The sequence below is a fragment of the Xanthomonas sp. SHU 199 genome (genome assembly GCF_000364665.1).
Lineage (GTDB): Bacteria > Pseudomonadota > Gammaproteobacteria > Xanthomonadales > Xanthomonadaceae > Xanthomonas_A > Xanthomonas_A sontii.
The window spans coordinates 1-21,639 of the sequence record NZ_AQOI01000006.1 but is presented as its reverse complement, the minus strand read 5'-3'; the positions used below and the strand labels follow the sequence as shown (position 1 = coordinate 21,639).

14 protein-coding genes are annotated in these 21,639 nt (G+C 67.2%); 11 read left to right on the top strand and 3 right to left on the bottom strand.

The features are described 5' to 3' along the window. Positions 1–3 precede the first annotated feature (3 nt). Together D183_RS26080 and D183_RS0100275 are read left to right on the top strand one after the other, a co-directional pair. Positions 4–498, top strand: a complete 495-nt coding sequence (locus D183_RS26080; protein ID WP_193312565.1) for a DUF4189 domain-containing protein — start codon at positions 4–6, stop codon at positions 496–498. A 185-nt stretch (positions 499–683) separates the two neighbouring features. After that, complete coding sequence (locus D183_RS0100275) at positions 684–2,294, top strand: alpha-glucosidase (protein WP_017907216.1); 1,611 nt, start codon at positions 684–686, stop codon at positions 2,292–2,294. Positions 2,295–3,287: 993 nt separating this feature from the next. Here D183_RS0100275 and D183_RS0100270 read toward each other — a convergent pair. Next, positions 3,288–6,038: a TonB-dependent receptor gene (locus tag D183_RS0100270; RefSeq protein ID WP_017907215.1), complete on the bottom strand. Its 2,751-nt coding sequence runs from the start codon at positions 6,036–6,038 to the stop codon at positions 3,288–3,290. Positions 6,039–6,523: 485 nt separating this feature from the next. Continuing rightward, entirely contained in the window at positions 6,524–8,617 is a 2,094-nt protein-coding gene (locus D183_RS0100265; RefSeq protein ID WP_017907214.1) for a glycoside hydrolase family 97 protein, read from the bottom strand. A 241-nt stretch (positions 8,618–8,858) separates the two neighbouring features. Here D183_RS0100265 and D183_RS0100260 point away from each other — a divergent pair, with 241 nt between their 5' ends. From D183_RS0100260 to D183_RS0100250, 3 genes are read left to right on the top strand one after another with little or no spacing between them, the layout of a single operon-like run. Then, positions 8,859–11,060: an alpha-L-rhamnosidase-related protein gene (locus tag D183_RS0100260; protein ID WP_026144057.1), complete on the top strand. Its 2,202-nt coding sequence runs from the start codon at positions 8,859–8,861 to the stop codon at positions 11,058–11,060. Next, positions 11,057–12,541, top strand: coding sequence for an MFS transporter (locus D183_RS0100255; protein ID WP_017907212.1), 1,485 nt, complete (start codon positions 11,057–11,059; stop codon positions 12,539–12,541). Before D183_RS0100260 ends, D183_RS0100255 begins: the two co-directional genes overlap by 4 nt. Before the next feature lie 8 nt (positions 12,542–12,549). Then, complete coding sequence (locus tag D183_RS0100250) at positions 12,550–14,223, top strand: alpha-amylase family glycosyl hydrolase (protein ID WP_198527618.1); 1,674 nt, start codon at positions 12,550–12,552, stop codon at positions 14,221–14,223. Between the two features lie 132 nt (positions 14,224–14,355). Here the strand turns inward: D183_RS0100250 and D183_RS0100245 are convergent, their stop codons facing one another. Then, positions 14,356–15,426 (bottom strand): LacI family DNA-binding transcriptional regulator, encoded by a 1,071-nt coding sequence (locus D183_RS0100245; RefSeq protein WP_017907210.1) that lies wholly within the window; start codon positions 15,424–15,426, stop codon positions 14,356–14,358. Between the two features lie 325 nt (positions 15,427–15,751). On the opposite strand from D183_RS0100245, the gene thrS reads away from it, so the two are divergent. The 6 genes from thrS to pheT all read left to right on the top strand — a co-directional run. Then, positions 15,752–17,656, top strand: coding sequence for a threonine--tRNA ligase (thrS, locus tag D183_RS0100240; RefSeq protein WP_017907209.1), 1,905 nt, complete (start codon positions 15,752–15,754; stop codon positions 17,654–17,656). A 48-nt stretch (positions 17,657–17,704) separates the two neighbouring features. Further along, positions 17,705–18,244, top strand: coding sequence for a translation initiation factor IF-3 (gene infC / locus D183_RS0100235; protein WP_081613216.1), 540 nt, complete (start codon positions 17,705–17,707; stop codon positions 18,242–18,244). A 378-nt stretch (positions 18,245–18,622) separates the two neighbouring features. Continuing rightward, positions 18,623–18,820: a 50S ribosomal protein L35 gene (rpmI, locus tag D183_RS0100230; RefSeq protein WP_010342861.1), complete on the top strand. Its 198-nt coding sequence runs from the start codon at positions 18,623–18,625 to the stop codon at positions 18,818–18,820. Positions 18,821–18,830: 10 nt separating this feature from the next. Further along, positions 18,831–19,190 carry a 50S ribosomal protein L20 gene (gene rplT, locus D183_RS0100225; protein WP_010342859.1) on the top strand — a complete coding sequence of 120 codons (360 nt, stop codon included), beginning with the start codon at positions 18,831–18,833 and terminating at the stop codon, positions 19,188–19,190. A gap of 204 nt (positions 19,191–19,394) precedes the next feature. After that, positions 19,395–20,390, top strand: coding sequence for a phenylalanine--tRNA ligase subunit alpha (gene pheS, locus D183_RS0100220; protein WP_010342858.1), 996 nt, complete (start codon positions 19,395–19,397; stop codon positions 20,388–20,390). A 130-nt stretch (positions 20,391–20,520) separates the two neighbouring features. Then, positions 20,521–21,639: phenylalanine--tRNA ligase subunit beta (pheT, locus tag D183_RS0100215; RefSeq protein WP_017907207.1), on the top strand; the 1,119-nt coding region annotated here is incomplete at its 3' end.

Sequence of the window (21,639 nt, the reverse complement as noted above, 5' to 3'; positions counted from 1 at the left end):
AATATGTTTGGAGGTGATGTTTTGAAGGCGATAGTCTTTGCTTCTTGCTTACTGCTCAGTCCGATGGCCTTGGCGCAAACTGCCTGCCCGTCGGGAGTGGCTCCTGGCAGTCCTCAATGTGGCCCGAGCCCCGGAGGCGAGGATGGGTCTGCGCGGTTGACGGGAGAGTGGATCAAGACGTGGGGGGCTATCGCACGCGCGTCCAGTGGAGATGTCGGAAGCAGCACTGGAAGGTTTTCGGAATCGGATGCTGAGGCCGGTGCGTTGGAAAGGTGTGCTGGCCTCGGAAATTCGGATTGCAAGGTTGTTTTTACCTACAAAAACCAGTGTGTTGCCGTTGTCCAAGGTCCTGATGGAACTGGGGTGGGGAAAATAGTGAGTGGCGCGACCGTGAGCGCCGCGAAGAAAGAAGCGCTGCGTCGCTGCAAAGAGGCTTCAGGTTCTGAGTGCACAGTCATAGGTACGGATTGCTCAAAGCCCTACTTCAGGGAATATTGATTTTCTTTTTTCGGTGGTGGATTTAACGAGTCCTGTTCATGGTGGACGCGTTTTTTCAAGTGATCACTTTCGCCACGTGTGAATACGTATGCAGGCGCCGCTGAAATTCCTGCATCAACGCTACTCTAGCGCAGCGTTTCGCGTGCCCGTCGCACGCGCGATCTCTGCCCGAAGGGGGGCGTTGCATGTCTCAGGCTCCATGGTGGCGCGGTGCCGTCATCTATCAGATCTATCCGCGTAGTTTTCTCGACGCCAACGGCGACGGTATCGGCGATTTGCCGGGCATCGTGCGCAAGCTGGACTACATCGCGGCGTTGGGCGTGGATGCGATCTGGATCTCGCCGTTCTTCAAGTCGCCGATGGCCGATTTCGGCTACGACATCGCCGACTATCGTGAGGTCGATCCGCTGTTCGGCACCATGGCCGACTTCGATGCCCTGTTGGCCAAGGCGCATGCGCTGGGCCTGAAGGTGATGATCGACCAGGTGCTCAGTCACACCTCGGTGGAGCACGACTGGTTCAAGGAAAGCCGTCAGAGCCGCGACAATCCGAAGGCGGATTGGTACGTGTGGGCCGATGCGCGCGAAGACGGGGCGCCGCCCAACAACTGGCTGTCGATCTTCGGTGGCGTGGCGTGGCAGTGGGAACCGCGCCGCGGGCAGTACTATCTGCACAATTTCCTTGCCTCGCAGCCGGATCTGAACTTCCACAATCCGCAGGTGCAGCAGGCGACGCTGGACAACGTGGAGTTCTGGCTGGCGCGCGGTGTCGACGGCTTCCGCCTGGACGCGATCAATTTCTGCTTCCACGATCCGCAACTGCGCGACAACCCGCCCAAACCGCCGGAAAAGCGCGTCGGCCGCGGCTTCAGCCCGGACAATCCGTACGCCTTCCAGTACCACTACTACAACAACACGCAGGCGGAGAACCTGCCGTTCCTGCAGAAGTTGCGCAGCCTGCTCGACCGCTATCCGGGGACGGTGAGCCTGGGCGAGATCTCGTCGGAGGATTCGCTGGCGACCACGGCCGAATACACCCGCGCCGGGCACCTGCACATGGGCTACAGCTTCGAACTGCTGACCGACGATTTCAGCGCGGCCTACATCCGCGAGACGGTCTCGCGTCTGGAAGCGGCGATGACCGAAGGCTGGCCGTGCTGGGCGATTTCCAATCATGACGTGCAACGCGCGGTGACGCGTTGGGGGCAGGGTGCCGAGACGCCGGCCTTCGCGCGGCTGCTGATCGCGATGCTGTGTTCGCTGCGCGGCTCGGTCTGCGTCTACCAGGGCGAAGAGCTGGGCCTGGGCGAGGCAGAGGTGCCGTTCGAGGCGCTGCAGGATCCCTATGGCATCGCGTTCTGGCCGAACTTCAAGGGCCGCGATGGATGCCGGACGCCGCTGCCATGGGATGCCAGCGAGCAAGCCGGTTTCAGCACCGGGACGCCTTGGCTGCCGATCGCGGCAGCGCATCGCGCGCAATCGGTGGCGGCGCAGGAGGCCGACCCGCAGTCGGTCCTGCATGCGACTCGCCAGTTCCTGAACTGGCGCAAGCGCCATCCGGCCTTGCGTGAGGGCGACATCGTCTTCCACGAGACGGCCGAGCCCGTGCTGATGTTCCAGCGTCGCCACGCCGCGCAGCGCTTGCTGCTGGCGTTCAATCTGTCCGCCGAGGCCGCCGACGTGGCGCTGCCTGAGGGCAGCTGGCAGGCGCTGCAGGTGCCGGGCGTGGTCGCGGGTGCGGTCGAAGAGCGCTTGCGTTTGCCCGGCTATGCGATGGTGTGCCTGCAGGGCGCATGAGCGGGACCAAGTGATTCCTGCAACGGCAGTGTCGCATCCTGCTGTGTGGCTACGGCACTGCCGAGACGGTGTTTGTGAGAGACAGTCCGGTGTGCACTGCGTCGGATAGGCCGCATGCATGCCACCGATGTGGGCGCTTGTTGGACGACAAGGATCGCTCTGGAAGTTCAGTGTCCGTAGTAAGCATGTTGCGGTGACCACGCCACGCCGTCTTCGCGGTTTGGCGTGCCCGGTAATCAGGGCACGCGTCGTCACCGACAATCACGCCGTCCTGGAACCAAGGTCAGCTCGGAGACTTGCCTTGTTGGCCCACACAACAGACTGCTGCGTCGCTGTCGCTCTTGCTGCCGGCTAGGCGACGCGGCCACGAATCCGCCGTCATCGCTGCGCTGGTGTCCATCGTTGCAATGTCACCATGTCTGCACGCCAGCCTTTGTGATCTGAAACGCCGCTTTTCCAGCGACGCCACCTGGTCTCGATCTCGCGGCCTCCTGGCTGAGACCCGTCGTTGGCGATGGCGGTGCTGGCGTCGATCAGTTGCCGCAGTATCGATTCGGCGCGGATGCATGGTCTGTGGCGCGGTCGGGCCGACCAGTTCGGAGTTCAGTAATGATTGTCCAGGCATGGCGCTTTCTGGCACGCAGAGGGCTTGGGCCATGCACTGCTGAAGTACCGATTTTTTTCGGCGACGCGGCCATTCCGCGCGCTCGCGGCGTTTTGTCGGGATCTTCGCGGACGCGGCGAGATCTCCATCAGTTCACGCGCGATCGCTTTCTGTAGATCTTCTTGCAGGCGAAGGGGCTGGTGTGCGCCCTCCAGGCCGCTCGTCTTGATCCCGATCGGCAAACCAGATCGCCGCCGCTACGCGATCCCGATTTCATCGTGTTCTCTCCGGTCACCCCAAATTTTGACACAGCCGTCCGCGGCAACCGCCCCAACGAAAACGCCCGCCGGGTGCGCCGGCGGGCGTCGTCTGCAGCCTCTACGCGGGACTCAGAACTTGTAGTTCACGCCCAGCATGTAGGTGCGTCCCCATTCGACGTACTCCAGCGGGCGATCCTTGGTGCCGGCGTAGGTGCGGTAGGGCGAGTTGGTCAGGTTGCTCGCCTGCAGCAGCAGGCTCAGCCCGGCCATGGTGCTGCCGTCGGCGAAGGTGTAGCTGACCTGCGCGTCGGTGACGTTCTCGCCGACGACGTAGCGCAGCGTGCGGTTGCCGTTGAAGTTGCCGATCTCGCCGATGAAGTCCGACCGCCGCCGCTGGCTGACGCGTGCCTCGAAGCCGTTGCGCTCGTAGTAGGCGGTGAAGTTGTACACCCGCTTGGACAGGCCGGGCAGGTCGATCGGCGCCGAGCCCACGCTGGAGGCGCTTTCGGGATCGACGATCTTGATGTCGCTGTCGTTGAACGTGGCACTGGCCTGGATGCCGAAGCCGCGCAGGCTGTCGGTGAACATGTCCAACGGCAGCGAGGCGGTCAGCTCGAGCCCGCGCAGGGTGCCGCCCTTGCCGTTCTGCGGCGAGGAGAAGGTACCGGTGGTCTGCACCGGCACGGTCATGTTGGGCGGGCGCACGTAGCTGGCGAGCAGGGCGGAGAAGTCGTAATCGTCGCGCGATTGCGTGTAGATGTAGCTCTTCAGGTCCTTGTAGAACACCGCGGCGGCCACGTAGGCCTTCTCGCCGAAGTACTTCTCGTACGACAGGTCCAGCGCGTTGGCGCGCCACGGGTCGAGCAGGGGATTGCCGCCGCTGCCGCCGGGCTTGCCGGTGGAGGTGTCCACGCCGAAGTCCAGGCCGGCGCGCATCTGGTCCACGCGCGGCCGCGCCACCTGCTTGGCCGCGGCGAAGCGCAGGGTCTGCTGGTGCGGGAACAGGAAGGCCAGGTTGAGGCTCGGCAGCCAGTCGTTGTAGGTCTTGCCGGCGTCGATCGGCAGCACATTCTGGCCGGCCGGACGCGACTGGTCGAAGTAGCTGGACTGCGAGCTCTGGTCGGCGTGCTGCAACTGCACGCCGATGTTGCCGCGCACGCCGACCTCGCCGATGTCGGTGTTGATGTTGGCGCGGAGCCAGGCCGTGGTGATCTTCTCCTGCACCGTCCAGGACTTCGGAATCAGGTAGTCCAGATTGGTGACCGGGTTGAAGGTCATGTAGCGCGAGACCGCCGCCGGCACGTTCCAGGCCGGGATGGTGCCGATGCCGGCGAAGCCGAGGTTGACCGGGTCGTACTGCAGATCGCTGGCGATGCTGGTGTCGCCTTGCGCGCCGAGCAGGATGTTGCCTTCGGCCTGGGTCTTCTGCTTGCGGCGGTCGGCGTAGTTCACGCCCACGTCGATGTCCGAGAACCAGGTCAGCGCCTGCGGCGCCGGCAGCGTCGCCGCCAGGCGGCCACCCTTCAGCCGGTCCTCGACCTCCGGCACCTTGCCGTAGCCGGAGCCGTAGATGGTGTTGGTCAGGAACAGGTTGTTCGGGTCGGAGTAGTCGCGGCCGGGTGTGATCTGCGAGAAGCCATTCGGCTTGACCACAAGACCGACCGTGTCCAGCTGCGGCATCGGCACCAGCTGCAGGTTGTTCTCCAGGTTCAGCTCCTTGCGGGTGGCCTTGGAGTAGTTCAGGTCGGCCATCAGGCGCACGCTGCCGAGGTTGAACTCGTTGTTCCAGCCGAATGCGTCGATCTTGTCCTTGCGCTTGTTGTACATGCCGCGCACCAGCGGATACACGCCGCTGGCGGTGCCGCCGGTGAAGCTGCCGCTGGCGTCGACCTGCGGATTGGTGATCAGCAGGCCGGGCGTGTAGCCGCCGTTGTAGTTGCTGAGATTGACCTCGAACTGATTGGCGGTGTCGATCTGCTCGGCTTCGGTATGGAATGCGTCGAAGGTGCTGGTCCAACTGCTGGACGGACGGAACTGCACGGTCGCCATCACGCCGTCGCGCTTGTTGTTGCCGGTGCGGCGCAGCGCCTTGATGCCGTCGGAGAAGTAGGTGCCAGGCGCCACGCCGGGGCGGCTGCCGCTGTCGGTGTTCTGCGTGGTCCACGGCTCGTACAGGCCGACCTGGTTTTCCTGGATGGGCATGTCGCTGTGGGCATAGCCGATCGAGAAGCCCAGGGTGTTGTCCAGGAACTGGTCGATGTAGCTGGCGCTGAAGCGGTTGCCGAAGGCGTCGACGTTGGCGGCCTTGCCGAGCGAGCTCTTCTGCAGGCGGCCGCTGACGGCGATCACCCGGTCCGGAAAGCTCAGCGGACGCACGGTCTGCATGTCGATGGTGCCGGACAGGCCCTGGCCGACCAGGCCGGCGTCGGGCGTCTTGTACACGGTCACGCCGTTGACCAGCTCCGAAGGGTACTGATCGAACTCGACGCTGCGGTTGTCGCCGGTGCTGACCACTTCGCGACCGTTGAGCAGGGTGGTGGCGAAGTCGGGCGACAGGCCGCGCACGCTGATCACCTGGGCGCGGCCGGCGACGCGCTGCGCGGCCAGGCCGGGCAGGCGCCCGAGCGATTCGGCGATGCTCACGTCCGGCAGCTTGCCGATGTCCTCGGCCGAGATCGCTTCGACGATGGACGTCGAGTCCTGCTTGATCGCGATGGCGTTCTCGATGCCGCGGCGGATGCCGGTCACCTGGACCTTGTCCAGTTCGGTGACCGGATCCTTGGACGTGGTGGCGGTGGTCTCGGACTGTGCAGCAGCCAGCATCGGCGTCATCGCGACGGCCAGCGCCAGCGTCAGCGCGTTGCGCTTGTGGTTCAACATTTTCCCCTCCCAGGCAATGTTGTCTTGCGAATGTCTGAACCGGCGAGGCGGCCGGATGTGCGTGTCGCGCAGCCGCAGGGCGGTGTCGCGATTGCGCTGTATGGTAGACACGCGGCTTCGTCGCGAACGTCCGCTGCATACGTATTCACTGGCCTGCATCGCATTGGAAGCGCTTTCAGGATCGCAATGTCGTGCGCGCGCCGCTACGCCGGTGCCGCGGCGAGCATGCGCGTGCTTCATGCAGCTGACGTCGTGCTGCATGCACATTCGGGTACTGCACTGAGAGTGATGCCAGGGAGTACGCCGGCATGCGGACGTCGGGCGAGCTTGCAGATGGCACGACATGGTTTGGCGGACGCGCCGGGCCGCTGACCTGCCGCGCACGATGGCGCGGCGCCGCAGAGGCGAGCGCCGTGATCCGGCATGGCGAGTGCATGCCTCCGCCGCTGTCCTGCCGGCGGTGCCGCGTGCCGCATGGTGGTGCGTCAGCGCGATGCCGCCGTGCCAGCGGAGGCCGGCGCCGGGTCCAGCGGCACGAAACGGATCGCCTGGCCGCCGCCGGGTGCCAGCTTCACCTGCAACTGATCGCGGCTGGTGACCACGCGCTGCTCGCGCACGAAGTCGAACGGATTGTGCTGGTAATCTGCGGCGTCGCCGTCGCGGTAGATCTCGGCGCGATAGCGCACGCCCGGTTCGAGGAAGCCCAGCGCGATCGGCAGCACGCGGCCGTGCTCGTCGGTAATGCTGCCGAGGAACCAGTCGCGGCTGTGGCGGTCCTTGCGCACGATGGTCACGTAATCGCCGATCTCGCCGTCGAGCACGCGGCTGTCGTCCCAGTCCACCGCCACGTCCTCGATGAAGCGGAAGGCGTCGCGGTGCTGCAGGTAGTGCTCGGGCAGGTCGGCCGCCATCTGGATCGGGCTGTACAGGGTCACGTACAGCGCCAGTTGTCGCGCCAGCGTGCTTGGAATCGCGCGTCCGCCGCGACCCGTCAGGCTGAGGATACCGGGGGTGTAGTCCATCGGCCCGGCCAGCATCCGCGTGAACACCAGGTTCACTTCGTGCTCCGGCGGGTTCGGCGGCTCGCCCCAGGCGTTGTACTCCATGCCGCGCGCGCCTTCGCGCGAGAGCCAGTTCGGGTAGGTGCGACGCAGGCCGGTGTCCTTGATCGGCTCATGGGCGTTGACCGACAGGTGGCGCTTGGCGGCTTCCTCCACCACCTTGAGATGGTGGCGGGCCATGAACTGGCCGTCGTGCCATTCGCGCAACAGCGGGCCGCCGGCAGGATTGCGCCGGTCCACCTGGCCGTCGTCGCAGACGTAACCGGTCTTGAAGGTGTCCACGCCCAGCCGCGCGTACAGGTCCAGCGCCGCATCGAGCTGGTCTTCGTAGTGTTCCACCGCGCAGCCGGTCTCGTGGTGACCGATCAGGTGCACGCCCTTCTTCGCCGCGTAGGCGCTGAGCGCATCGATGTCGAAGTCCGCGGTGGCACGGGTGAAGTCGAAGTCGTCGCCGTTGCCGACCCAGTTGCCGTCCCAGCCGGGGTTCCAGCCTTCGACCAGCACGCCACGAAAGCCGTGCGCTGCGGCGAAGTCGATGTAGCGGCGGGTGTTGGCGGTGGTGGCGGCATGCCTGGGGCCGCGCGCCCAGGTGTCCTGGTTCAAGTGCATCGACCACCACACGCCGATGTACTTGGCCGGGTGCACCCAACTCACGTCGCCCAGCGCGTTGGGTTCGTTGAGGTTGAGGATCAGGTTGGAATCGACCAGGCCACCGGCGGTGTCGCTGATCTGCAGCGTGCGCCACGGCGTATCGAAGGGCAGGGACCGGCGCACCTTCCAGCCTTCCGCCGACGGCGACAGTTGCGCGTGCAGGCGCTGGCCTTCGCCGCGGCGCAACCACATCCCGGCGTAATCGACCAGGGCGGCCTCGTGGATGGCCAGGTGCAGGCCGTCCTGGCTGCGCAGGGTGAACGGCGTGTGCGCCAGCGGCACTTCGCGCAGCGGCGTGCGCCGGTACAGGTATTCGTAGTGGATGGGCGCGCCGGCGGGAATCCACCAGGCAGTCGCCTCGGGGACGATGTCGAACTCGGTGAGTTCCTCGTCGATGATCGCTTCCTGCAGTCCGGCCTGTTGCGGAAAGCTGCAGCGGAAGCCGAGCCCGTCGTCGTAGACGCGGAACACCACCGCGAAGCGGCGCTGGCGGCCGCCGCGCTCGCCCAGCTCCACGCGCAACTCGTTGTAGTGGTTGCGCACGTAGCGGCGCTCGCCCCACGGCTGTTCCCAGGTCTCGTCGACGCTGCGGCTGTGCTGGTCCAGCACAGCCAGGTCGCGATCCAGCGCGCCGTCGCGCAACTGGAAGCCCAGCCGCGATTCGCCGATCACCGGCTCGCCCAGGCGCTGCACGCGATAGCTGGGGCGGCCGTCGTCCAACTGCAGGGAGACGCGCAGGATCTTGCCCGGCGAGTCCACGCTGGCCACCGTCTGCGGCGCGGCGTGCAGGCATGGCGCAACGCACCACAACACGCTCGCCAGCAACGACGGCAGACGCAGGCGCGACAGGACCTCAAACAGCGGCATCTCCCCTCCCAGGGCGACCGTGGCATCGCAACGACTATAGCGAGGCGGTCCATGGCCGCCGGAGGCCCGTACGATGAATACGTATGCAAATGCACGCGCCGCATTGCCGCCCGTCTACCATGTCCGTAGCGCCTCCGCGATGCGGAGGCGGCGACCGCAGCGCCGGCGTGCCGGCCTGCGCTTCCACCATGCAGGCAAAGAGGGAGGGAGGTCGATCGGTGCGAGCCGGTCTGCCGCTTCGATGCTGAAGATGATTTGCTTGGCCGCCACCTTGGGTGCCGCGGCGTCGGCGTCTGCTGGACAGACGTCATTGCAATGGCGTGGCCAGACCGCGCAGGCCGAGGCCACTGCCGACGGCGGTTTCGTGCTGCACGCGGCCCAAGGCACACGCACGGTGCCGGCGCAGCCGTTGCGCAGCGAGACCGATAGCCCGTTGTTCGATGCGCTGTTCGCGCTGGCGCAACAGGAACTGCGCGACGACCAGGTGCAGGCGATCCGCGACCCGGCGTTCGATCACGGCAAGCCGTTGCCGTGCGATTGCTACCAGACCGGCGAGCGCTGGCCCTACGTGTGGACCCGCGATGTCAGCTATGCCGCGGACCTCGCCCTGGCGCGGCTGGATCCGGAGCGCACGCGCCGCTCGCTGCGCTTCAAGCTGTCGCCGATGCGCGGCGCCGACGCGCTGCCGGGGCTGTTCGTGGCGCAGGACACTGGCTCCGGCGGCAGTTGGCCGGTGAGCAGCGACCGCGTGGTGTGGTTCCTGGCCGCGCGCCACCTGCTGGACGATCCGGCCTTCGCCGCCGATACCCGCGCCGCGCTCACGGCCACGCTGGCGCAGGATCGCGCGTTCGCGTTCGACCCGCGCATCGGCCTGTACCGCGGCGAGACCTCGTTCCTGGACTGGCGCGAGCAGACCTATCCGGCCTGGACCCGCGAGGATGTCGGCTTCATCGCCAGTTCCTTCGCGCTGTCGACCAACGTGCTGCATTACCAGGCGCTGCGCCTGGGCGAGCGCCTGGCCCGGGAGCAGGGCGACACGCAGGCGGCCGCGCGCTATGCCGACTGGGCCGATGCGCTGCGCCAGGCGATCGCGCAGCGTTTCTGGCGCGAGGACCGCGGCACCTACGTCGGCTACATCGGCACCGCCGAGCATCCGGTGCGCTACGAACGCTACGACCTGCTGGGCCTGTCGCTGGCGGTGCTGGCCGACGTGCTGCCGGCCGCGCGCGCGCGCCAGGCGCTGGCGCGCTATCCGGCGGTGGAGGCGGGCAGCCCGGTGGTGTGGCCGCAGCAGCGCGAGGTGCCGATCTACCACAACCGGGCGATCTGGCCGTTCGTCAGCGCCTACGCGCTGCGTGCGGCGCGGCATACCGACGACAGCGCGCGCATCGACCTGGAAGTGCGCTCGCTGCTGCGCGGCGCCGCGTTGGCCGGCTCGAACATGGAGAACTACGAGTTCCTGAGCCAGGCCGTGCATCTCGACGACGGTCCGCTCAGCGGCCCGGTGGTCAATTCGCCGCGGCAGCTGTGGTCGGTGGCCGGCTATCTGGCGATGGTGATGGAGGGCGTGTTCGGCGTGGAGGACGACGGCCGCGTGTTGCCCAAGTTGCCGACCAGCCTGGTGCCCATGCTGTTCGGCGAGCGCCAGGAGATTGCGTTGCAGCTGAAGGACCGCCGGATCGTGCTGCGCCGGCCGATGCAGCTGCAGGGCGACCTGCTGGTCGCCGGCAAGACCCACAGCCAGAACGGCGTCATCACCATCGACTTGGTGGCACGCCACAGCGGAAGTGCGCCCTTGCAGATGCTGACGGCAGAAGACGCCTTCGCACCGCTGGCACCGCCGGCACCGCAGGTGCGGCGCGAGACCGGGGGCTGGCGTGTGCAGGCGGCTGCGGACACGGTGTTGTATGTCGATGGGCAGGCACGCACGGGCAGCGCCGACGGCGCGTTGCTGCCGCTGGCCGAGTGCGTCCAATGCCTGAGTCTCACCCGGAAGGGTGTGCGTTGGGAGTCGTTGCACAGCCCCACTGTCTGCGTCGGCAACGTCGCCCGCGTGGAGGGCGCCGACGGTTGGACGTGGACCGCGCCGCACGATGGCGCCTACCGGCTGAGCCTGCGTTACGTCAACGCGCATGGTCCGATCAACACCGGCGTCACCGCCGCGGTCAAACGCCTGCAGGTGCAGTGCGGCGCCGCGCCAGCACAGTCGCAACCGCTGGTGATGCCGCACAGCGTCGGCGAGCAGACCTCCACGACGGCGCTGTTCGAGCTGCAGGCCGGGCAACGTTGCGTCGCGCGGCTGCTGCCGGCGGCAAACATGAGCGCACTGCAGCACTTCGCGCGCTACACCGGGGGCCAGGGCGGCGCCGATGGCGTGGTCAATACCGCCGATGTCGCCGCGCTGCTGATCGCGCCGGCCGGCCCAATGGAGGAGCGTCCATGAGCGCCTTGCCACGTGCCAAGCCGGCGCTGTCGTTCTGGCAGATCTGGAACATGTGCTTCGGCTTCCTCGGCATCCAGTTCGGCTTCGCGCTGCAGAACGCCAATGCCAGCCGCATCTTCCAGACCCTGGGCGCGGACATGGAGCAGGTGCCGGGACTGTGGATCGCCGCACCGCTCACCGGCCTGATCGTGCAGCCGATCGTCGGTTACCTGTCCGACCGCACCTGGAACCGTTTCGGCCGGCGTCGCCCGTACTTCATGGTCGGCGCGCTGTTCACCACGTTGGCCTTGCTGGTGATGCCGAACTCGCCGGCGCTGTGGGTGGCGGCCGGCACGTTGTGGGTGCTGGACGCCTCGATCAACATCTCGATGGAGCCGTTCCGCGCCTTCGTCGGCGACCAGTTGCCGACGCGCCAGCGCGCCACCGGCTATGCGATGCAGAGCTTCTTCATCGGTGTCGGCGCAGTGGTGGCGAGCATGCTGCCGTGGCTGCTGGCGCACTGGGGCGTCAGCAACACTGCGGGGCCCGGCGAGGTGCCGGCGACGGTGCGCTACGCGTTCTATGTCGGCGGCGCGGTGCTGTTCCTGTCCATCGGTTGGACCGTACTGCGCACCCGCGAGTATCCGCCTGAAGACCTGCACGGCTTCGACGTCGCCACGCCGGCCGCCACGGCGGCGCAACCGCGCCGTGTCGATGGCGCCGCTGCGCTGTGGTGTGCGGTAGGCACTGCCGGCGCGGTAGCCATCGCCTGGTGCCGCGGAGACCGCATGCTGTACGTGCTGGCCGGCCTGTGCATCGGCTACGGCGTGCTGCAGGGCGTGGCGCCGCGCCTGCGCCGCGGACACATGCTGGCGGCGATCGTCTGCGATCTGCAGACCATGCCGCAGGCGATGCGGCGGCTGGCCTGGGTCCAGTTCTTCTCCTGGTTCGCGCTGTTCGCGATGTGGATCTACACCACCGCGGCGGTCACCCAGACCCACTACGGCACCCACGATGCCACCTCGGCTGCCTACAACGACGGGGCAAACTGGGTCGGCGTGCTGTTCGCCGCCTACAACGGCTTCGCCGCATTGGCCGCGATCGCCATTCCGCTGCTGGTGCGCGCCTGCGGGTTGCGCGTGAGTCATCTGCTCAACCTGTGCCTGGGCGCGGCCGGCCTGCTGTCGTTCCTGTGGATCCGCGATCCGCAGTGGCTGCTGCTGTCGATGGTCGGGGTGGGCTTCGCCTGGGCGTCGATCCTGTCGCTGCCCTACGCGCTGCTGTCGGACAGCGTGCCGGCAGCGAAGATGGGCGTGTACATGGGCATCTTCAATTTCTTCATCGTGATCCCACAGTTGGTCGCGGTCAGCGTGCTGGGCTTCGTGCTCACGCACTGGCTCGGCGGCCGGCCGCTGTACGCGCTGGCGATCGGCGGCGGCAGCCTGCTGGTGGCGGCGCTGTGCGTGCTGTGGGTGCCGTCGGATTCGGGAGCGAACGCATGATCGATCGGATGTCGTTGTTGGCGCTGGCCCTGCTGGGTGCCTGCGCCGCGTCGGCGCAGGCCCAGGCACCGGCGCAGGAGGAGTTCTACGGCACGCTGGAGCCGTTCGCCAGCGACGCGGTGTACTTCGTGGTCACCGATCGCTTCGTCAACGGCGATCCCGGCAACGATCATCGCGACCAGGGCGGTGCGCATCGCACCTTCGATATCCCGATCCCGGCGCCGCCGGGCGAGAGCGACAACATCGGCTACCTCGGCGGCGACTTCAAGGGCGTGGTCGACAACGCCGGCTACATCCGCGACCTGGGCTTCGGCGCGGTGTGGATCACCCCGATCGTCGACAACCCGGACGAGGCCTTCACCGGCGGCAAGCCGATCACCTGGGGCAGCTCGTTGAGCGACCGTGGCAAGACCGGTTACCACGGCTACTGGGGCGTCAATTTCTACAAGCTCGACGAGCATCTGCCGAGCCCGGGCCTGGATTTCGCTGGCTTCACCCAGGCCATGCATGCGCAGCAGCTGAAGGTGGTGCTGGACATCGTCGGCAATCACGGCTCGCCGGCCTGGACCATGCCCAAGCGGCAGCCGATGTTCGGCCAGGTCTTCGACCGCGACGGCAAACTGATCGCAGATCACCAGAACCTGCCGCCGTCCAAGCTGGACCCGGCGCACAACCCGCTGCACGCGTTCTACAACACCGGCGGCAACCTGGCGCAGTTGTCCGATTTCAACGAGCGCAACCCGGCGGTGATGGAGTATCTGGTCGGCGCCTATTCGCAGTGGTTGGGGCAGGGCGCCGATGCGTTCCGCATCGACACCATCGGCTGGATGCCGGACAGCTTCTGGCACGAGTTCGTGCGCCGCATCCGCGCGCAGCGCCCGGGCATGTTCATGTTCGGCGAGGACTTCGACTACAACGCGCACAAGATCGCCGGCCATACCTGGGCCGACAACGCCGGTGTCAGCGTGCTGGATTTCCCGCTCAAGCAGGCACTGGCGGCGACCTTCGGCCACGCCCAGCGCGGCTACGAGACGCTGCAGCCGGCGCTGTACCTGGAACGCGGCCCGTACGCCAATCCGTACGAGCTGATGACCTTCTACGACAACCACGACATGGCGCGGCTGGACGCCAGCGACGCCGGCTTCATCGACGCGCACAACTGGCTGTTCACCGCCCGCGGCATCCCGGTGATCTACTACGGCTCGGAGACCGGCTTCATGCGCGGGCGCGCCGAGCATGCCGGCAACCGCAACTACTTCGGCCAGGAGCGGGTGAACGCGGCGCCGAGCAGCCCGATCTTCGCGCCGCTGCGGCGCATCGCCACGCTGCGCCAGCGCAGCCCGGCGCTGCAGCGCGGCCTGCAGCTCAACCTGCAGCTGTCCGGCGACGAGGCGGTGTTCTACCGCGTGTTCCAGCATGCGGGCAGCACCCAGACCGCGCTGGTGCTGCTGAACAAGAGCGATGCGCCACGCACGCTGGAGGTGCGCCGCTACCTGCAGCCGGGCACCTGGCACGACGGCTTCGACGGCAGCGCCATCGAGGTGACCGATGTCCTGCGCGCCGAGGTGCCGGCACACGGCGTGCGGGTCTTCCTGTCCGATGCGCCGATCGTGCGCCCGGACCTGCGCGCGCGGCTGCGCTGGCTGATGGCGGCCAAGGACGGGGTGGCGCCAGCGCACTGAACGCGGCGCGGCAGGCGTTGCGGGGTCGCGCAGGGCTGCGGGACTCGGCGTGCGGCGAGCACGCTGCGTCAGGTTCCTGGTGTCCCCGGCCAATGACAGGCGGCGGCGCTGCCGTGACGCAGGCCGGCCGCGTCAGCCGCGCAGCGAGGAGCCGCGCAGCGCCAGCGTCACCGGCAGGGTGCGGCTGCTCACCGGCTGCCCGGCGATCTGCGCCAGCAGGGTATCCACCAGCACCGCACCGGCCAGCTTGGTGTCCTGCTGCACCGTCGACAGCGCCGGATCGACGCTGGCGGCCACCGGGATATCGTCGAAGCCGGCCAGGGCCACGTCCTCGGGCACGCGCAGGCCATGCTCGCGCAAGGCCTTCAGCGCGCCGATGGCGATCAGGTCGCTGGCGGCGAACAGCGCATCGAAGCGCTCGCCGCGGCCGAGCAGGGCCAGGGCGGCCTCGTAGCCGGATTGCTCGGTGGTGATCGCATCGACCTGCAGCGCCGGCGTGGCCTCGGCGCCGGCCGCGCGCAGTGCCTGCAGGTGGCCGCGGTAGCGTTCCAGGAATTCGGGGTAATGGTTGGAGGCGTCGCCGAGGAAGGCGATGCGGCGGCGGCCCTGCGCCAGCAGGTGCGTGGTGATGTCGTGCCCGCCCTGGAAGTTGTCGCTGCCGATCGACACCCCCGGCTGCCCGGGCAGCACCGCGCCCCAGCGCACGAAGTGCGTGCCCTGGTCGACCAGGTGCTGCAGCCGTTGCTGCGCCTGCAGGTAGTCGCCATAGCCGAGCAGGATCAGCCCGTCGGCCTTCTGGCTGTCGCCGTAGTCGGCGCGCCAGTTGTCCGACAACTGCTGGAACGACACCAGCAGGTCGTAGCCATGGCGGGCGCAAGCGCGGGTGATCGAGCCCAGCATCGAGTGGAAGAACGGGTTGATCAGCGAGTCGTCGGTGGTCGGGTCTTCGAAGAACAGCAGCGCCAGGGTGCCGGCATTGCGCAGGCGCAGGCTGGAGGCGTGCTTGTCGACCTTGTAGTTCAGCTCGCGCGCGATCGCCAGGATCTTGCGCCGGGTCTGCTCGTTGACCGCGGGACTGCCGCGCAGCGCGCGCGAGACCGTGGGTTGCGACACGCCTGCCAGATAGGCGATGTCCAGCGATGTGGCCTTGCCTTTGATGACGGCGCGTCCGGGTGCGGGGAAAACGTCGGCGAAGCATGCCATGGCGGCTGTCGTAGCTCTTGCTGCGCTGCAGCGAGGATGGCGGCAGCGCCTCGTCTTCGAGGGCCTTACGTGGTTACCAAAAGGTATCGTTTTGAGAAAGAGTGGTTTACCATTTTCCCAATAACCTGATCCGGACATGGGTGGCCCGCGGCAACGCCGGCCGAGCGTGCGACATGAGCACTACCACCGCCCTCGCTTGAGTTCCCGCCCAAGGCTGTCCGAGCAGGCGCCCTTGTGGCGCCTTCTTTCTGTCCCGCGCCCAGACTGGCCTGCCGCCGAGGTGGCGCGGACGCCATCCCCCCAGTTTCCCTTTCCGCCGACTCCCATGATCACCATCACGCTCCCCGACGGCAGCCGCCGCGAATTCGAACATCCCGTCAGCCCCATGGACGTGGCCCAGTCCATCGGCCCCGGTCTGGCCAAGGCGACCATCGCCGGCCAGGTCGACGGCCGCCTGGTCGACGCCTGCGACCTCATCGACCACGACGCCAGCCTGCGCCTGATCACCGCCAAGGACGCCGAAGGCGTGGAGATCATCCGCCACTCCTGCGCGCACCTGGTCGGTCACGCGGTCAAGCAGCTGTATCCCGAGGTCAAGATGGTGATCGGCCCGGTCATCGCCGAGGGCTTCTACTACGACATCTACAGCGAGCGCCCGTTCACCCCCGAGGACATGGCGGCGATCGAGAAGCGCATGCAGGAGCTGATCGCGCAGGACTACGACGTGATCAAGAAGGTCACCCCGCGCGCCGAGGTGATCGAGCTGTTCAAGCAGCGCGGCGAGGACTACAAGCTGCGCCTGATCGAGGACATGCCCGAGGACGTCACCGCGATGGGCCTGTACTACCACCAGGAATACGTGGACATGTGCCGCGGCCCGCACGTGCCGAACACGCGCTTCCTCAAGGCCTTCAAGCTGACCCGCATCTCCGGCGCCTACTGGCGCGGCGACGCCAAGAACGAGCAGCTGCAGCGCATCTACGGCACCGCCTGGGCCGACAAGAAGCAGCTCGAGGCCTACATCCTGCGCATGGAGGAGGCCGACAAGCGCGACCACCGCAAGATCGGCAAGCAGCAGGACCTGTTCCACCTGCAGGAAGAGGGTCCGGGCCTGGTGTTCTGGCACCCCAAGGGCTGGTCGATCTGGCAGGTGGTCGAGCAGTACATGCGCAAGGTCTACCGCGACAGCGGCTACGGCGAGGTGCGCTGCCCGCAGATCCTGGACGTGTCGCTGTGGCAGAAGTCCGGCCACTGGGACAACTACCAGGACAACATGTTCTTCACCGAGTCGGAGAAGCGCACCTACGCGGTCAAGCCGATGAACTGCCCCGGCCACGTGCAGGTGTTCAACCAAGGCCTGCACAGCTACCGCGACCTGCCGATCCGCTACGGCGAGTTCGGCGCGTGCCACCGCAACGAGCCGTCCGGCGCGCTGCACGGCATCCTGCGCGTGCGCGGTTTCACCCAGGACGACGGCCACATCTTCTGCACCGAGCAGCAGATCGAGGCCGAAGTCACCGCCTTCCACCAGCAGGCGCTGAAGGTGTACGGCGACTTCGGTTTCGACGACATCCAGATCAAGATCGCCTTGCGCCCGGAAAAGCGCCTCGGCGACGACGCCACCTGGGACAAGGCCGAGGCCGCGCTGCGCGCCGCGCTCGGCGCCTGCGGGGTGGAGTGGCAGGAACTGCCGGGCGAGGGCGCCTTCTACGGCCCGAAGATCGAGTACCACCTCAAGGACGCGATCGGCCGCACCTGGCAGCTCGGCACCATGCAGGTGGATTTCATGATGCCCGGCCGCCTCGGCGCCGAGTACGTGGACGAGCACAGCCAGAAGAAGCATCCGGTCATGCTGCACCGAGCCATCGTCGGGTCGATGGAGCGGTTCATCGGCATCCTGATCGAACATCACGCCGGCATGTTCCCGGCCTGGCTGGCGCCGGTGCAGGCCGTGGTCATGAACATCACGGACGCGCAGGCAGACTATGTAGACAACGTGCGGAAACTCCTTGCAAATCAAGGCTTCCGCATCGAGGCCGATTTGCGGAACGAAAAAATCGGTTATAAGATTCGCGAACACACGCTGCAGCGGGTGCCGTACCTGTTGGTCGCGGGCGACCGCGAGACGGAAAACGGCGCGATTGCGGTCCGTACGCGATCGGGGGAGGATCTGGGCACCATGTCGGTCGCCGCCTTCGCCGAACGGCTGCGCGCCGAGCAGTTGGCGTGACACCACCCTGGTGCGGACGGAGCCTCCGTCCGCGCCAGTCCGATTCCCCTGGGAGATTGCAACATCAGTACCCCTGACAACAAACAGAACCGCAAGAACCAAGAGATCCGCGTGCCGCGCGTGCGCGTGATCGGCGCGGACGGCGAGATGGTCGGCGTGTTGACCCGCGACGAAGCGCTGGCGCTGGCCGAAGAGGACGGGCTCGACCTGGTCGAAATCCAGCCGCAGGCCGATCCGCCGGTCTGCAAGATCATGGACTTCGGCAAGTTCAAGTTCGAGCAGCAGAAAAAGGCCAACGAAGCCAAGAAGAAGACCAAGCAGGTCGAGATCAAGGAAATCAAGTTCCGTCCGGTCACCGACGAAGGCGATTACCAGATCAAGCTGCGCAACATGCGCCGTTTCATCGAGGAAGGCGACAAGGTCAAGGTCAACATCCGTTTCCGCGGCCGCGAGATGAGCCATCAGGAGCTCGGTCGCGAAATGGCCGCGCGGATCGAGGCCGATCTGGGCGAAGACATCGTCATCGAATCGCGTCCGCGCCTGGAAGGCCGGCAGATGGTGATGATGATCGCGCCGAAGAAGCGCTGACCCAGTCCGGGATCGCGCCCCGCCCAGTGCGGGCGCGCGACCGCCTGGGCGCCAACGGCGCCCACCGACATGGTCATTCCGGCTTTTTGCCCCAGCGCAGGCTGCGTGGCGACGCCGTGCGCGCCGTTTTCGATTCCCTAGTCCCCATTCTCGATTCCCGGCGCGCCAGTGCGCGCCACCCGAACCGCATGATTTGCAAGGCATTCCAAGCCCTGGCATAATGCGCGCCCCAGTTCATCGGGTTTGCCGCTCGCGCGGCAATAGGACCCGCCCGGATCCTCAGTGGATCAAGGGCTTACAAGCAGGTAAGGGCACGGACGGAAAGTGTGGCGCAGCCACCGCCCTGACCAGTGACAAAACACCATCAAGGACATTGCAATGCCCAAGATCAAGACCAACCGGGCGGCGGCCAAGCGTTTCCGCAAGACCGCCTCCGGCAAGTACAAGGCCGGCCACGCCAACCGTAGCCACATCCTCACCAAGAAAGCGACCAAGCGGAAGCGCAACCTGCGGCAGACGAACCACGTCCGTGCCGAGGACGCAGGCCGTCTGGACCGTATGCTTCCCTACCTCTGAGGACTGAACCATGGCTCGAGTCAAGCGTGGCGTCCAGGCGCGCCGTCGTCACAAGAAAGTTCTGAACCTCGCCAAGGGCTACTACAACGCCCGTCGCAAGGTCTTCCGCGTCGCCAAGCAGGCGGTGATCAAGGCGCAGCAGTACGCCTACATCGGCCGCAAGCAGAAGAAGCGCAATTTCCGTTCGCTGTGGATCACCCGCATCAATGCGGCGGCCCGCATCAACGGCATGAGCTACAGCCGCTTCATGAACGGCCTGCTCAAGGCCGGCATCACCCTCGACCGCAAGGTGCTGGCGGACATCGCCGTGCACGACGCGCAGGGCTTTGCCGCCCTGGCGGAGAAGGCGAAGGGCGCGCTGGCGGCATAAGTTTGCGAGTCCCTGCAGAAACCCGCGCGTCCGCGTGCGGGGTTTCGGCGGGAGCCATCGCAGGCATGCAGGGGAAGGGCGCAAGTCCTTCCCCTTTTGCGTTTTTGGGCACCCCGGCGACGGGGCGCCTGCCGGGTAGGGAGGTTCCGCATCGGCGGGACACGGTGGCCACGGGTTCGGCCGGAGCAGTGAGGCGCGAGTGCAATGAGTGAGATCGATTCCCTGAGCGGGCAGGCGCTGGCGGACATCGCCGCGGCGCAGAGTCCGGAGGCGCTGGAGCAACTGCGGGTCGCGCTGCTCGGCAAGAGCGGCAGCATCACCGCCCAGCTCAAGCAGCTCGGCGCGTTGGCGCCGGAGCAGCGCAAGCTGGCCGGCGAGGCGATCAACCGCGCGCGCGACACGGTGTCCGCCGCGCTGGCCGAGCGCCGCACGCTGCTGGAGACCGCGGCGCTGGACGCGCGCCTGGCCGCCGAGCGCATCGACGTGACCCTGCCGGGCCGGCGCGGCGAACGCGGCGGGCTGCATCCGGTCACCCGTACCCTGGAGCGCATCACCGAGATCTTCGCCCGGCTGGGCTACGAGTTGTCCGACGGCCCCGAGATCGAGGACGACTGGCACAACTTCGAGGCGTTGAATTTCCCGCCGCACCACCCGGCGCGGGCGATGCACGACACCTTCTATTTCGGCGACGGCCGCCTGCTGCGCACCCACACCTCGGGCGTGCAGGTGCGCTACATGGGGGAGCATGCGCCGCCGCTGCGCATGATCGCCGCCGGCAAGGTCTACCGCAGCGACAGCGACCAGACCCATTCGCCGATGTTCCACCAGGTCGAAGGCCTGCTGGTCGACGAGCATGCGACCTTCGCCGACCTCAAGGGCACCCTGGCCGAGTTCGTGCGCGCGTTCTTCGAGCGCGATTTCCAGATGCGCTTCCGTCCCAGCTACTTCCCCTTCGTCGAGCCCGGCGCCGAGGTCGACATCGCCTGGCAGCAGCCCGACGGCAGCACCCGCTGGCTGGAAGTGCTCGGCTGCGGCATGGTGCACCCGAACGTGCTGCGCAACGTCGGCATCGACCCGGAGCGCTACACCGGCTTCGCCTTCGGCATGGGCGTGGAGCGTTTCGCGATGCTGCGCTACGGCGTCAACGACCTGCGCGCCTTCTTCGAGAACGACGTGCGGTTCCTGCGGCAGTTTGCTTGAGGCTGGGAAACGGGAATCGGGAATCGGGAATGGGCAAAGCAACGCAAAGGCTCGTTTCCCCTCTCCGTTTCCGTCTCAGTAGACCGCGTCTTCGATTCCCCATTCTCCATTCCCGATTCCCGGCCCTTCCATGAAATTCAGCGAAAACTGGCTGCGCAGCCACGTTCCGACCCAGGCCACGCGTGAGCAGCTCACCGCGACCCTGACCGCCATCGGCCTGGAGGTCGAGGAGGTCGTGCCGCTTGGCGACGGCCTGCAGCAGGTGGTGGTGGCGCGGATCGTCGAGGCCGCGCCGCATCCCGAGGCCGACCGGTTGCAGGTGTGCCGGGTCGATGCCGGGCAGGGCGAACTGCTGCAGATCGTCTGCGGTGCGCCCAATGCACGCGCGGGCCTGGTCGCGCCGCTGGCGCTGGTCGGTGCGCAGGTCGGCGGCATCGCGATCAAGCCGGCCAAGCTGCGCGGGGTCGCGTCCAACGGCATGCTGTGCTCGGCCAAGGAGCTGGGCCTGGACAGCGACGCGTCCGGCCTGTTCGAACTGTCCGACGATGCGCCGATCGGCCAGGCGCTGATCGAGTATCTGGGCCTGCCCGACGCCAGCATCGAGATCAAGCTCACCCCCAACCGCGCCGACTGCTTCGGCGTGCGCGGTATCGCCTACGACGTGGCCGCGGCCTGCGGCAGCGACGTGCTGCCGCTGGCGGTGACGCCGGCGGCGGTGAGCAGCGAGCGCACGCTGGCGGTGACGCTGGATGCGGGCGCCGATGCGCCGCGTTATTGCGGCCGCGTGGTCGAGGACCTGGATCCGGCGGCGAAGACGCCGCTGTGGATGGCCGAGCGCCTGCGCCGCAGCGGCGTGCGTCCGCTGTCGCTGCTGGTGGACATCACCCAGTACGTGATGCTGGAACTGGGCCAGCCGATGCATGCGTTCGACCTCGACACGTTGCAGGGCCCGATCGGCGTGCGCCACGCGCGCGGCGGCGAGACCCTGACCCTGCTCGATGGCCGCGAGGCCGTGCTGGATCCGGCGTTCCTGCTGATCACCGATGCCGATCGGCCGGTGGCGCTGGCCGGGCTGATGGGCGGCCACGCCACCCGGGTCACCGAGACCACTCGCCACGTGTTCCTGGAGGCCGCGCATTTCGCCCCGGCCGCGATCATGGGCCGCGGGCGCAAGCTCGGCCTGCACACCGATGCCGGTCACCGCTTCGAGCGCGGCGTGGATCCGGCGCTGCCGCGGCAGGCGCTGGAG